A 12,755-nucleotide genomic window follows, 5' to 3' on the forward strand; every position below is an offset into this window, starting at 1 on the left:
CACATTGCGCCCGGATCCGAACCCGATCTCGACCACGCGTCCGTGCAGCCCGGCGCAGGCCAGCCGCCGCTCGGCGTCCATCTGCTTCGAACCACAGCACAGGTCGACCAGTCTCGGCAGTACCCGGTCTTCGTAAATTCCCACCCCACCACTCTGGCAATCGGAGCGCGCGACCGCCACTAATTCGGGCAATGTGGGTGAATCGGTCAGTGCGTCGGCGGGAAGCGCTGCGTCAGCCAGTCCGTCACGAAGGTCAGCACCTGCGGATCGATGGTGGTCTCGATGGTGGCGTACTCGTCGGGCGTGCCCTTGCCGGCGGGCTGCATCAGGTGATTCAGCCCGTCGAAGACGTGCACGGTCGCGTCCGGATCGGCGGCCAGCAGCGTGCGCGCCGGGCCCTCGCTCTGGGCCGCGGGCACCTGGAGATCCTTGCTGCCGTAGAAGGCCAGCACCGGCACCCGCAGCGCCGACAGCGCCGGCGCCGGGTCGTAGCCCGCCAGCGCCGCCATGTACGGCGTCACCAGCTGGTCGATGTCCGCGTCGGACAGCTTCTTGTCGGCGGGCAGGCCGTCGTTGTGCTGTCGCACATAGGTCTTGGCGGCCTCCAGATCGCCGGAACGCAGCAGCGTCGACAGTGTGGACGAGAAGGACACCTGCTTGTCGACCTCCTCGGGCGTCGCGCCCCGCGCGGCGAGGATCAGCCGGTTCTGTTCCAGCAGCACATCCGAACCCGGCACCGCCGGACCCGCCATCATGATCACGAACGCCACCCCGCTGCCGGGCCGCTCGGCGTACAGCGGGGCGAGGTACCCGCCCTCGCTGTGCCCGAGCAGGCCGATCCGCTTGGCGTCGATCTCCGGCCGCCCGCGCAGGAAGGCCATGCCGGCGCCGACGTCGTCGGTGAGATCCGTGTAGCTGGAGGTGTCCAGATTCCCGCCGGTCTTGCCGACGCCGCGCTTGTCGGTGCGCAGCACCGCGTACCCCGCGCGGGTCAGGGTGTCGGCCAGCAGCAGGAACGGCTTGTGGCCCACGATTTCCTCATTGCGGTCATTGGGCCCGCTGCCGTTGATCAGCACCACGGTCGGGAACGGCCCGCCGGAGTTCGGCTCGGTCAACGTCCCGGCGATGGTGATGCCCCCGCTGGGGAAGCTGACATCCTCGGACTTGTACGGGAACGGCGGCTTCGGCTCCTGCGGCCGCGGCGGGCCCTCGACCTTGCCGCGCGTCAGGTTCAGCGGAAACGTCTTGCCGGACTGGGTGAACCGCCCCGGGATGCTGTCGGAGCCCTTGTCGTACTTGCCCTGGAACGAGGGATCGCCGGGAATCTTGGTAATGGTCCAGGCCACGCCGTCGGCGTCGTTCTTCATCCCGCTCAGCGGGGCGGCGTCGACACCCTGCGCGGGAATGTCGATGGTGGCCTTGTCCTCGCTGGTGAAGCTGACCCCCACGGCCAGCGGGTGGTCGGGTACCTCGATGGTTCCGTGCCAGTCCCCGGTCACCCCGAGGGGCGCGGCCTGCGGCGGCTTCGACGACGAACATCCGGCCAGCACGAGTGCGATCACGACCAGCACCGCCGAAGCCAGCGACCACGACTTTCGCATTGCCACAGCCTACGCAGCGGCGGCCGGCTCACTCCGGGACTCGCTCTGATCTCGGAAAACCTCGAGTCGGTAACGCTCAGGTCACTACCCGGCCACCCGCAATAACCATGGAGCCAAACGGAATAACGCTCCAGGTGTCGTCATTGCCCGTGACACTGGTCACTCGTATTGTGGAATCTGTGAGCAATGACGCTTCCCCCTCGGGTCTCGTGGACCTGCCCGCTTCCGTGGGCGGATACGCGGCCGCCGAATTCGGTCCGCTGGTGCGCACTTTCGCGCGGATGGTAGGTGGTCACCCGGGCGCGGGAGGCGCGCTCACGGTGCACCTGCGCGGGGAACCACTGGTCGAGATCTGGACCGGGGACGCCGCGCCGCGCCGGTCCTGGGACGCCGACACCGGCGCCATCGTCTTCTCCGCCACCAAAGGCATTGCGGCCACGGTCATCCACCGGCTCGCCGACCGCGGCCTCATCGACTACGACGCCCCGGTCGCCCACTACTGGCCGGAATTCGCCGCCAACGGCAAGGGGCGGATCACGGTGCGGCACGTGCTGTCCCACCGCGCCGGGCTGTACGGGCTGCCCGCCATCGCCCGCGGCCTCGACGACGTGCTCGACCACCGCATGATGGAAGATCAACTGGCCGCCGCGAAACCCGATCATCTGCTGGGCAAGCCGACCTATCACGCGCTGACCTTCGGCTGGCTGGTGGCGGGCCTGGCCCGCGCGGTCACCGGCCGCGGTATGGCCGAGCTGTTCCGCACCGAGGTCGCCGAACCGCTGGGCGTCGAGGGCATCCACCTCGGGCGTCCGCCGGCCGGGTCGGCGACCACTGCCGCACTGCTGCACGGCAACAAGCTGTCGGCGGCCGGCTCCAGCTACGGCTCGCTGATGCTGGGCCGCGCCTACTCGCTGCCCGGCCCGCTGGGCGCCGTCGCCCGCGCCCTGTTCCTGCCCGGCCTGGACCAGCTGGTGGAGGGCGAGGATCCGCCCATCCTGCGCACCGAACTGGGCGCGGGCAACGGTGTGTGCACCGCGAACGGCCTGGCCACGGTGTACGGCGCGCTCGCCAACGACGGCATGCACGAGGGCCGTCGTTTCCTCTCGCCGGAGACCATCCGGGCGTTGCGTCACGTGGAGACATATCGGCTCGACCACGCCCTGTTCTACATCCCGATGATGTGGCACATGGGGTATCACTCGCTGCCCGTTCCGGGAGCCCACGCGGGCTTCGGGCACATCGGCCTGGGCGGATCGTTCGGCTGGGCCGAACCCCGCCTGGGACTCTCGGTCGGATTCGTCCACAATCGGCTCGGTATCGGGGCGATGAGTCTGGACCAGATCGCATCGGCATGGGTGCTGCCGCTGGTGGTGCGGGGCGCTTACGCGGCGCGCCGCACCACTACCCTCGCCCAGCCCGCGGCCGCCTGAGCACGACACGCAGGAGCCGCCACGCCGATCACCGGTGGCGCCTCCGCGTGGCTTCGGAACTAGTCGGTGGGGCCGCATAGTATGTCCGGGTGTCAGCCTCGTCGGGATCATTTGTCCATCTCCACAACCACACCGAGTACTCGATGCTCGACGGCGCGGCGAAGATCACGCCCTTGTTCAAAGAGGCGACCCGACTGGGCATGACCGCAGTCGGCATGTCCGACCACGGCAACATGTACGGCGCCTCCGAGTTCTACAACTCCGCCAAGAAACAGGGCATCAAGCCGATCATCGGTATCGAGGCTTACATCGCGCCGGAGTCGCGGTTCAACACCAAGCGCGTGCTGTGGGGCGACCCGTCGCAGAAGGGCGACGACGTCTCGGGTTCGGGTTCCTACACCCACATGACCATGGTCGCGGAGAACGCGACCGGTCTGCGCAATCTGTTCAAGCTGTCGAGCCTCGCCTCCATCGAAGGCCAGCTGGGCAAGTGGGCGCGGATGGACGCCGACATCATCGCCGAGCACGCCGAGGGCATCATCGCCACCACCGGCTGCCCGTCGGGCGAGGTGCAGACCCGCCTGCGCCTGGGCCACGAGCGCGAGGCCCTCGAGGCCGCGGCCAAGTGGCAGGAGATCTTCGGTCCCGAGAACTTCTTCCTCGAGATCATGGACCACGGCCTGTCCATCGAACGCCGGGTGCGCGAGGGCCTGCTGGAGGTCGGCAAGAAGCTGGGCATCCCGCCGCTCGCCACCAACGACTGCCACTACGTGCACGAGCACGACGCGGGCAATCACGAAGCGCTGCTGTGCATTCAGACCGGCAAGACGCTCTCGGACCCGACCCGCTTCAAGTTCGACGGCTCCGGCTACTACCTCAAGTCCGCCGAGGAGATGCGAGCCATCTGGGACGCGGAAGTCCCTGGCGCGTGCGACAACACGGTCCTGATCGGCGAACGCGTCCAGTCCTACGACGACGTCTGGGCGCACCGCGACCGGATGCCGATCTTCCCGGTTCCCGAGGGCTACACCCAGGCCACCTGGCTCGAGCACGAGGTCATGAAGGGCCTGGACCGCCGCTTCCCGAGCGGGCCGCCGCAGGAGTACATCACCCGCGCCAAGTACGAGCTCGGCGTCATCAACGAAATGGGTTTCCCCGCCTACTTCCTCGTCGTCGGTGACCTCATCACCTACGCCCGCTCGGTCGGCATCAATGTCGGCCCGGGCCGTGGTTCGGCGGCCGGCTCGCTGGTCGCCTACGCCATGGGCATCACGAACATCGACCCGATTCCGCACGGTCTGCTGTTCGAGCGCTTCCTCAACCCGGAGCGCGTGTCCATGCCCGATATCGATATCGACTTCGACGATCGCCGCCGCGGTGAAATGGTCCGCTACGCGACCGACAAGTGGGGCAGCGACCGCGTCGCCCAGGTGATCACCTTCGGTACGATTAAAACCAAAGCGGCACTGAAGGACTCGGCCCGCGTCCAGTTCGGCCAGCCCGGTTTCGCCATCGCGGACCAGATCTCGAAGGCGCTGCCGCCGCCGATCATGGCCAAGGACATTCCGCTCTCGGGCATCATGGACCCCGAGCACGAGCGGTACAAAGAGGCGGCCGAGGTCCGCGAGCTCATCAACACCAATCCGGACGTCAACAAGATCTACGAGACCGCCCGCGGTCTCGAAGGTCTGATCCGCAACGCCGGTGTGCACGCCTGTGCCGTCATCATGTCCAGCGAGCCGCTGACCGACGCGATCCCGGTGTGGAAGCGCGCGCAGGACGGCGCCATCATCACCGGCTGGGACTACCCGTCGTGTGAGGCCATCGGCCTGCTGAAGATGGACTTCCTGGGTCTGCGCAACCTGACGGTCATCGGTGACGCGCTGGTCAATATCAAGGCCAACCGCGGCATCGAACTCGACCTGGACACGCTGCCCCTGGAAGACCCCGCCACCTACGAGTTGCTCGCCCGCGGTGACACCCTCGGCGTGTTCCAGCTCGACGGTGGCGCCATGCGAGATCTGCTGCGCCGCATGGTCCCCACCGGCTTCGAGGACATCGTCGCCGTGCTCGCGCTCTACCGCCCCGGCCCCATGGGCATGAACGCGCACAACGACTACGCCGACCGCAAGAACGGGCGGCAAGAGGTCAAGCCCATTCACCCGGAGCTCGAGGAGCCCCTCGCGGACATCCTGCGCGATACCTACGGCCTGATCGTGTATCAGGAGCAGATCATGCAGATCGCGCAGAAGGTCGCCGGGTACTCCCTCGGCCGAGCCGACATTCTGCGCCGCGCCATGGGTAAGAAGAAGGCCGAAGTCCTCGAGGCCGAATTCGAAGGCTTCGAAAAGGGCATGCTGGAGAACGGTTTCACCAAGCCCGCCATCAAGGCGCTGTGGGACACGATTCTCCCGTTCGCCGGTTACGCGTTCAACAAGTCGCACGCCGCCGGATACGGCCTGGTGTCGTTCTGGACCGCGTACCTGAAGGCCAACTACCCCGCCGAGTACATGGCCGGTCTGCTCACCTCCGTCGGTGACGACAAGGACAAGGCTGCCGTCTATCTGGCCGACTGCCGCCGCCTGGGCATCCAGGTGCTGCCGCCCGACGTCAACGAGTCCGAACTCGAATTCGCCTCGGTGGGCAATGACATTCGCTTCGGCATGGGCGCCGTCCGCAACGTCGGCGCGAACGTGGTCGCCTCGATCATCGCGGCACGCAAGGAGAAGTCGAAGTTCACCGACTTCTCCGACTACCTCAACAAGATCGACGCCATCGCCTGCACCAAGAAGGTCACCGAATCCCTCATCAAGGCAGGCGCTTTCGACTCGCTCGGGCATCCGCGCAAGGGTTTGCTGCTGGTGCACTCCGATGCCATCGACGCGGTCATGTCGACCAAGAAGGCCGAGGCCATCGGCCAGTTCGACCTCTTCGGCGGCCTCGACGACGGCGACGACTCCCTCGCCAGCGTCTTCAATGTGAAGGTCCCCGACGAGGAATGGGAGACCAAGCACAAGCTCGCCCTGGAGCGAGAGATGCTGGGCCTCTATGTGTCCGGGCACCCGCTCAACGGCGTCGAGCACGTCCTGGCCGCCCAGTCCGACACCCAGATCCCCGCCATTCTCGAAGGCGACGTCAAGGACGGCGCGCAGGTCACCATCGGCGGCATCTTCGCCAATGTCACCCGCCGCGTGAACAAGAACGGCCTGCCCTGGGCCTCGGCCCAGCTCGAGGACCTCACCGGTGGTATCGAGGTGCTGTTCTTCCCACAGTCCTACTCGGTCTACGGCATGGATGTCACCGAGGACGCCATCGTCCTGGTGAAGGCCCGCGTCAGCGCCCGCGACGACCGCGTCTCGCTCATCGCCAACGACCTCGTGGTGCCGGACCTTTCGTCGATCGGCGTGGACAAGCCGCTGTCGGTGGTCATCCCGACACGCCTGTGCACGCCGGACAAGATCGGCGAGCTCAAGCGCGTGCTGTCCCGGCATCCGGGCACCGCCGACGTTCACATCAAGCACGTCGGCTCCCGGGATCGCACCACCATGCTCAAGGTGGCCGACAACCTGCGGGTCTCGACCTCCTCGGCCCTCATGGGTGACCTGAAGGCCCTCCTCGGACCGGGCTGCCTGGGGGTCTGACCTCGGTACCGGATACGCGTATGCCCCTCACTCCGGTGTGGGGCATACGTCGTTTCGGAGCCAGGTGGGATCGCCGAGAACCGCTTCAGCGGAACGGTTCAGCCGCGCGTCGCGCCGATGATCCAGCGCAGCGCCGCGATCACCGCCGCGCCGAGCACCGCGGCCTGCGCCGACCCGGTGACGAGGGCGAGCGTGAGACAGACCACCACACCGGAGAACAAGGCTTCCAGCTTGTAGACCGGCCATGCCGTCCCGGCGATGTCCACGGAAGCATGCGAGCGGAGCCGCTCGGTGTCCGTAGGGTGAACCACTGCCATACGGTAAGGGTAGTCGGTGAACCAAAGTTCGGGCAACCGAAACCTCTGTCGGGAACAACACGGCAACAGGGGTGGTTGTCGAGGTCATGCCACTTCACGGAGAGTACGAACCCAGCCCGTCCGACTGGTCGCGGGAGCAGGCCGAGCAGTACGAGAACTCCGGGGGCGCCGAGGCGCACACCCTGCGCGGCGTCCCGATCATTCTGGTGACCACCCGCGGCAACAAGTCCGGCAAGCTCCGTAAGACCCCGCTCATGCGGGTCGAGCACGAGGGCGAGTACGCGGCGGTCGCCTCGCTGGGCGGCGCGCCCAAGCACCCGGTCTGGTACTGGAACATCAAGGCCGACCCGCATGTGGAACTGCGCGATCGTGATGTGGTCAAGGACTACGACGCTCGCGAGGTCACCGGTGACGAGAAGGCCCTGTGGTGGAAGCGGGCCGTCGAAGTCTGGCCCGACTACGCCGAATATCAGAAGAAGACCGACCGGGAGATCCCGCTGTTCGTTCTCACGCCGCGCCCCTGAATCCGGCTTCGGCGCTTTTCTCGGCGCTGCCGCAGTCCCGCCGCGTGCGCCCAGCTAGCATGTTCGGGTGTCTGATCCGCTTGTAGTTGCCGAGAAAGTGTCCGGTCCGCTGCCCGAATTGACGGCGGACGAGATCGATGCGGCCGCGAAGCGAATTTCGGACATTATCGAGCCGACGCCGCTGCAACGGATTCCGCGGCTGTCGGCGCTGACCGGGGCCGAGGTCTACCTCAAGCGGGAGGATCTCACCGCGGTCCGCTCCTACAAGCTGCGCGGCGCCTACAACCTCATGACGCAGCTGACCGCCACCGAGAAGGCGGCGGGCGTGGTCACCGCGAGCGCGGGAAACCACGCGCAGGGCGTGGCCTTCGCGTGCAACGCCATGGGCGTCTCGGGCCGCATCTACGTGCCGACCACCACCCCGAAGCAGAAGCGCGACCGTATCCGGGTCCACGGCGGCGAATTCGTGGAGCTGATCGCCGTCGGCGACACCTATGACGCGGCCGCCGCGGCCGCCGCCGACGATGTGGCCCGCACCGGGGCGACCATGGTGCCGCCCTTCGACGATCCACGCACCGCGGCCGGTCAGGGCACCATCGCCGCCGAGTTCCTCGAGCAGCTCGGCAGCGAGCCCGATCTGGTGGTGGTTCCGGTGGGCGGGGGTGGCTGCCTGGCGGGCATCGCCACCTATCTGCGGGAACGTTCGCCGCACAGCGCGATTCTGGCGGTGGAGCCGTCGGGCGCGGCGTCCATGACGGCCGCGCTGGTGGCCGGTGGCCCGGTGACGCTGCCCGAGATCGATCCGTTCGTGGACGGCGCGGCCGTGCGCCGGGTCGGCGCGGTCGGCTATCAGGCGGTGGTGCGTTTCGGCGGCCAGGTCCGCTCGCACGCCTCGCTGCCTCTACTGACCAGCACCGAAACCCAATCGGGCGCAGGCTCTTTCCGCATGCTGCACGTGGACGAGGGCGCCATCTGCACCGCCATGCTGGAGCTGTACCAGAACGAGGGCATCGTCGCCGAGCCGGCGGGCGCGCTGGCGACGGCGGCGCTGCGTGAGATCGAGATCGAGCCGGGTTCGACGGTGGTGGTGCTGCTCTCGGGCGGCAACAACGACGTCTCCCGCTACGGCGAGGTCATCGAGCGCTCGCTGGTGCATCAGGGCCTGAAACACTATTTTCTGGTGGACTTCCCGCAGGAGCCCGGCGCGCTGCGCCGCTTCCTGGACGAGGTGCTGGGCCCCGATGACGACATCACCGTGTTCGAGTACGTCAAGCGCAACAACCGGGAAACCGGCGCCGCGCTGGTCGGTATCGAGCTGGGCACCCCGGCGGGGCTGGAGCCGCTGCTGAAGCGGATGGACGAGTCGCCGATCCAGTGCGAACGGCTGGACCCGAACTCACCCGCCTACCGGTATCTGACGTGACCGGTGGCCCGTGTGATCCGACCCCTCGTTCGGATCACACGGGTCCGGTTGCCCCGCTGGGGCTTTCAGGCGTGCAGGAGATATCCCGCCGCCGAGCTGTGGATGATCCGCGGCCGGCCGAGCTTGCGGTCCAGGCGCGTGATCACCTCGTCCACACCCGCGGTCGAGCCGGAATCGCTGCAGTGGGCGGCGATCTCGGCCGGGGTGACGAGGGTTCCGGCGCGCGCGGCCAGCAGTTCCAGTGCGCAGAATTCGCGGGTGGTCATGGTCAGCAGGATTCCGCCGCGCCGCACCCGCCGGCGTAATCGGTCCACCATCAGATCCCCGATGGTGAGCACCGAATGCTGCGACCGCCGCGGCGAGCACAGCGCCCGTACCCGGGCGGCGAGCTCACCCAGGGAGAACGGCTTGGCCAGATAGTCGTCCGCACCGCCGGCGTAGCCCTCGCGGCGTTCGGCGGGGCTGTCGCGGGCGGTGATCAGCAGCGCGGGTGTGCGGTCACCCGATTCCCGTTGCCGCCGAACCAGTTCCAGTCCGTCGCCGTCGGGGAGCCCGCGGTCCACGATGAGGCAGTCGTAGATCCGCACCCCGCACTGTGCGGCGGCGTCGGTGATGGTGCGGGTCAGATCGACGAGGAAGCCGGCCGCCCGCAGTCCGTCCGCGACCCGCTCGCCCAGCCGCTCGTCGTCCTCACAGACCAGGACACATACGCTGCGGGCGCTCACTCCATCGTCGGACATGCGGTCACCGTGCCACAGGGATCGTGAACGAATCGTGAGCGATCGCGGCATGCACGCGGGGCGTCAACAGTGCACGTGAGGGTACTTGTGAGGGCCCGCGCGGGGGTTGACGGCCGGCCTTCGATCACGACCGCCTGGACACCCTGCTCGGCAAGTGCCCGTTCGATGCCACGCACCTGCACGATTCGCTGAGCGTCGGCTTCCAGGTGCTGAACTACGCCCGCCTGGCCACCGGCTGGCGCAGTTCGCGGTTCTACTGGGATTCCTGGCGCAAACTGCTGCAGCCCGAGGACCAGGACAGCTACCTGGCCGCCACGGTTCCGGACCGGAAGGGCTACCGCCCGGCCGATATTCACCGTTGGTGCGAGCAGCGGCGGGGTCCGGTGCCGCCCGGTCTCATCGAGCCCGTCGACGAGGTCCCGGTGTCACGCACTGCCGGGGGCGACGAGGACGGCGGTCCGGAAAGGTCCGCCGCCTGACCGGCATGCGCCACGCTCAGCCGACCCGCGCCGGCCGGACCGTCCTGCCGATTGCGGGCCGGCCGTCACCGAGGACGGAGTCTTCGGTCCGCGGACCGCCGCCGCCATGAACCGGCAGGTCTATCGGGACGACGGCAGCGCTCGATCACCCTGTCGCACAGTCGCTTCGGAGCCGGTTTCTTCGTAGCGGTCAGCGCACCAGCAGCGCGACCGGCAGCCGGGCGAACAGCTTCTCCAGCCGGGCGCGCCCCGAGAAGGTGTGGCCGGTGAGCCGGTCGGTCCAATGTCCCTGCGGCAGGTCCAGTACCGTGTCCGCCCATCCGCCCGCCTCGTCGAGCCGGATGCTGTGGCGGGTGACGGCCACGATCACCTCGGGGGTCTCGCCGCTGCGGCCACGGGCATAGGAGAGCAGGTGCTGGGCGCGGTCGCCGGAGGCGAACAGCGGGATGTAGGCGCCGCCGACGAAGCAGTCCGGGCGTTCGCGGCGCAGCCACAGCGCGTATGCCACGATCCACATCTTGACCGCGCCGGTCGGATCGAGATCCGGTGTGCCGGTGAGGGATTGCAGCAGCAGCGAACGGTGGGTGAAGTCCACCGGGCGGCGGTTGTCGGGATCGACGAGCGCGTCCTCCCACAGCTCGCAGCCCTGATAGATGTCGGGGATGCCGGGTCCGCACAGTTGCAGCAGTTTCTGCGCCAGCGCGTCGGTCCAGGCGTGCCCGGCCAGATCGGCCACGAACTCGCCGAGTTCGGCGCCGACGGGCCCGTCGATGACGGCGTCGATCCAGCGGTGCACCGCCGTCTCGAACTCGATATCCGGTTCCTCCCAGGAGGATTGGGTGCCGGCCTCGCGCACCGCCTTCTCCGCGAACTGGTGCAGCCGCTCGCGCAGTCCGGGCACGGCCGCGGCCGGGCGGCCGTCGGCGGGCCACACCCCGAACATGTTCTGCAACAGGAACAGGGTGGTAGCGCCGTCGGGTCCGGGTGCGATCTCCTCCCAGGTGCTGACCGAGCGCGCCCAGATGTCGGGCACCTGTGAGAGCATGCCGATGCGGGCGCGCACGTCCTCGCCGCGCTTGGTGTCGTGGGTGGACAGCGTGGTCATGGTGGCCGGCCAGCGTTGTGCGCGTTCGGCATTGGCGAGATGGAACTCGATGGGCGAGCAGCCGAAGCGGGCCGGGTCGGCGCCCATCTCCTGTAGCGATACCAGTCGTGCGGCGCGGTAGAACATGGTGTCCTCCACGGCTTTCGCGCTCATGGCCCCGCCCACCTGATGGAAGCGGGTGGCGGCCTCGCCGCCGGTGGCCAGCGCGGTCACCAGCACCTGCAGCGGCGCGGTCAGCTCGGCATTGCGCCGCGCCACCTCCGCGACCACCGCGCCGACCATGCCTGCCAGCGGCGCGTAGTCGGTGCGGTAGACCGGCATGAACGACAGCACCTCGACCGCGGCATTGGTGAGCGCCATGGTGTCGAAGGCGTCGGCGTGCGCGTCGCGTTTGACCGCGGCGACCAGTCGCCGCACCTCGGGCACCAGCATGGTCTCGGCGACCGCGCGGCGGATCCGGTGTTCCTGCTCGGTGAACCAGGCCCGGTCGCTGCCGTGCCCGGTGAACTGCCGCGACAGGTCGGTGAGCTGCTTCTCGCCGTCGGGGTCGATGAGCACGCCGCCGATGTCGGCGAGGGCGTCGTAGCCGGTGGTGCCGTCGATGGGCAGGGTGGCATCGAGAGGTTCGCGATTCGAGAGCACCTTCTCGACCAGCAGCAGCCGCTGCGGCCCGATGAGCTGGCGCATCCGCCGCAGGTATTCGGCAGGCTGGGCCAGCCCGTCGGGATGATCCACGCGGACACCGTCGATGAGATCGTGCTCGCACCAGGCGGCCAGTTCGCGATGGGTGGCCTCGAAGGCCGCCGGGTCCTCCTGCCGGATGGCGGCCAGCCCGCCCACGGTGAAGTAGCGGCGATACCCGCACAGCCCGGATTTCCAGTTGACCAGCCGGTAGTGCTGCTTGTCGTGGATGCGCAGCGCGTTCTCGCCGTCGGTGCCGGGCGCGATGGGGAAGCGCATATCGTGCAGCGCCAGCATGGGTTCGGGTCCGGTACGGTCCACGGTCAGCGCCGCCGGATCGTTCTCCCCGGCCAGCACCGGCAGCGCGATGCGCCCGCCCGCGCCGTTGCCCGGCGTCCAGTCGATGTCGAACCAGTCGGCGTACTTGGACCCCTTGCCGTGCCGCAGCACGTCCCACCACCACTGGTTCTGCCGTGGATCGGCCACCGAGACGTGATTGGGCACCAGATCCACGATGAGTCCCATGCCGCGGCTGCGCACCTCGTCGGCGAGGGCCTTGAGCCCGGTCGGCCCGCCCAGCCCGGCCGACACCGTGGTCGGGTCGGTGACGTCGTAGCCGTGGGTGGAGCCGCGCGCCGCGGTCATGACGGGCGACAGGTACAGGTGCGAAATGCCCAGCTGCTGCAGGTATTCGGCGATCGTGCGCGCGTCGGCGAAGGTGAGCGCGTCGGGCCGCAGCTGCAGGCGGTAGGTGCTGCGCACGGGCGTCTGCCGTGCGATGGGTCCGGTGCGGTGTTCGGGCGAGCTGGTCATG

Annotated in this window: 9 protein-coding genes and 1 pseudogene; 5 read left to right on the forward strand and 5 right to left on the reverse strand. The window is 68.4% G+C overall.

The genetic code is table 11. The features are described 5' to 3' along the window. Both ON33_RS43125 and ON33_RS07100 read right to left on the reverse strand, forming a co-directional pair. Positions 1-144, reverse strand: a pseudogene (locus ON33_RS43125) (SAM-dependent methyltransferase); the annotation flags it as partial. Between the two features lie 62 nt (positions 145-206). After that, complete coding sequence (locus ON33_RS07100; protein ID WP_040856787.1) at positions 207-1,601, reverse strand: alpha/beta hydrolase family protein; 1,395 nt, start codon at positions 1,599-1,601, stop codon at positions 207-209. A gap of 179 nt (positions 1,602-1,780) precedes the next feature. Between ON33_RS07100 and ON33_RS07105 the strand changes: the two genes are divergently transcribed. Both ON33_RS07105 and dnaE read left to right on the forward strand, forming a co-directional pair. After that, on the forward strand, positions 1,781-3,031 hold the full coding sequence (locus tag ON33_RS07105; RefSeq protein ID WP_040856997.1) for a serine hydrolase domain-containing protein: 1,251 nt from the start codon (positions 1,781-1,783) through the stop codon (positions 3,029-3,031). A gap of 89 nt (positions 3,032-3,120) precedes the next feature. Further along, positions 3,121-6,672 (forward strand): DNA polymerase III subunit alpha, encoded by a 3,552-nt coding sequence (gene dnaE / locus ON33_RS07110; RefSeq protein WP_040856789.1) that lies wholly within the window; start codon positions 3,121-3,123, stop codon positions 6,670-6,672. Between the two features lie 98 nt (positions 6,673-6,770). Here the strand turns inward: dnaE and ON33_RS07115 are convergent, their stop codons facing one another. Beyond that, entirely contained in the window at positions 6,771-6,989 is a 219-nt protein-coding gene (locus ON33_RS07115) for a hypothetical protein (RefSeq protein WP_040856790.1), read from the reverse strand. An 86-nt stretch (positions 6,990-7,075) separates the two neighbouring features. On the opposite strand from ON33_RS07115, the gene ON33_RS07120 reads away from it, so the two are divergent. Both ON33_RS07120 and ilvA read left to right on the forward strand, forming a co-directional pair. Next, entirely contained in the window at positions 7,076-7,513 is a 438-nt protein-coding gene (locus ON33_RS07120; protein WP_040856999.1) for a nitroreductase family deazaflavin-dependent oxidoreductase, read from the forward strand. Between the two features lie 67 nt (positions 7,514-7,580). Further along, positions 7,581-8,936, forward strand: a complete 1,356-nt coding sequence (gene ilvA / locus ON33_RS07125; protein WP_051151738.1) for a threonine ammonia-lyase IlvA — start codon at positions 7,581-7,583, stop codon at positions 8,934-8,936. Positions 8,937-9,001: 65 nt separating this feature from the next. On the opposite strand, the gene ON33_RS07130 is transcribed toward ilvA, so the two are convergent. Beyond that, entirely contained in the window at positions 9,002-9,676 is a 675-nt protein-coding gene (locus ON33_RS07130) for a response regulator transcription factor (protein WP_040856792.1), read from the reverse strand. Between the two features lie 206 nt (positions 9,677-9,882). On the opposite strand from ON33_RS07130, the gene ON33_RS07135 reads away from it, so the two are divergent. Further along, positions 9,883-10,155, forward strand: coding sequence for a hypothetical protein (locus tag ON33_RS07135; RefSeq protein ID WP_040856793.1), 273 nt, complete (start codon positions 9,883-9,885; stop codon positions 10,153-10,155). Positions 10,156-10,345: 190 nt separating this feature from the next. Here ON33_RS07135 and treY read toward each other — a convergent pair whose 3' ends face one another. Further along, a complete protein-coding gene (gene treY / locus ON33_RS07140; protein WP_051151777.1) occupies positions 10,346-12,754 on the reverse strand; it encodes a malto-oligosyltrehalose synthase in 2,409 nt (802 codons plus the stop codon). Position 12,755: the final 1 nt, after the last annotated feature.

It is taken from the genome of Nocardia niigatensis NBRC 100131, assembly GCF_000308655.1.
GTDB lineage: Bacteria > Actinomycetota > Actinomycetes > Mycobacteriales > Mycobacteriaceae > Nocardia > Nocardia niigatensis.

Bases quoted from the DNA above. Each gene is read 5' to 3' on its own strand.
- ON33_RS07115 (WP_040856790.1), bottom strand. From the start codon at position 6,989: ATGGCAGTGGTTCACCCTACGGACACCGAGCGGCTCCGCTCGCATGCT.
- treY (WP_051151777.1), bottom strand. From the start codon at position 12,754: ATGACCAGCTCGCCCGAACACCGCACCGGACCCATCGCACGGCAGACG.
- ON33_RS07130 (WP_040856792.1), bottom strand. From the start codon at position 9,676: ATGTCCGACGATGGAGTGAGCGCCCGCAGCGTATGTGTCCTGGTCTGT.
- ON33_RS07100 (WP_040856787.1), bottom strand. From the start codon at position 1,601: ATGCGAAAGTCGTGGTCGCTGGCTTCGGCGGTGCTGGTCGTGATCGCA.
- ON33_RS07120 (WP_040856999.1), top strand. From the start codon at position 7,076: ATGCCACTTCACGGAGAGTACGAACCCAGCCCGTCCGACTGGTCGCGG.